Genomic DNA, 714 nt, shown 5'->3' on the forward strand with positions numbered 1-714 from the left:
GTGGTCGCCGCCCTCGGCGCGGTCGTCGCGGTCTTCCAGTGGGGCTGGCTCGGCTCCCTCTTCGGGGTCGAGCAGACCGGCCCGATCATGTCGATGATGCCGATCTTCATGGTGGGTGTCGTCTTCGGTCTCGCGATGGACTACGAGGTCTTCCTCGTCACTCGGATGCGCGAGGCGTACGTCCACGGGGAGCGCCCCGGCGAGGCGATCGTGACCGGCTTCCGGCACAGCGCCCGGGTGGTCACCGCCGCCGCGGTGATCATGATCGCGGTCTTCTCCGGCTTCATCGGCATGACCGACCAGATGATCAAGATGATCGGCTTCGGTCTCGCCGTCGCCGTCCTCTTCGACGCCTTCGTGGTCCGGATGGCGATCGTCCCGGCGGTGCTGGCCCTGCTCGGCCACAAGGCCTGGTGGCTGCCCAAGTGGCTGGACAAGGCGCTGCCGAACGTCGACGTGGAGGGCGAGGGCCTGGTCACCGAGGACGCCGGGCCGACGGAGCCCGAGCGTGAGCTCGTGAAGGTCTGAGCCTCATGAACCCCGGGGCGGCTCCTTGAGCGGAGGAGTACGCCCCGGATCGCGCCGGGACCTGTGGGGACGGGGAGCCGACGCGGCACCGGGGGGGGGGCGGGGTGGGTGTCGGCCCCCCCGGGCGGGGGCGGGGGGTGTGGGGGGGGGCGCCCCGGGCGGGGGCGCCCCCCCGCGGGATAACAC

Annotated in this window: 1 protein-coding gene; it reads left to right on the plus strand. The window is 72.1% G+C overall.

From position 1 onward, the window contains the following. Positions 1-528 (plus strand): MMPL family transporter (locus tag ACFVZW_RS24275; RefSeq protein ID WP_384524862.1); only part of this gene is annotated, 528 nt, incomplete at its 5' end. Positions 529-714: the final 186 nt, after the last annotated feature.

The sequence above is a fragment of the Streptomyces sp. NPDC059567 genome (genome assembly GCF_042735655.1).
Taxonomy (GTDB): Bacteria; Actinomycetota; Actinomycetes; order Streptomycetales; family Streptomycetaceae; genus Streptomyces.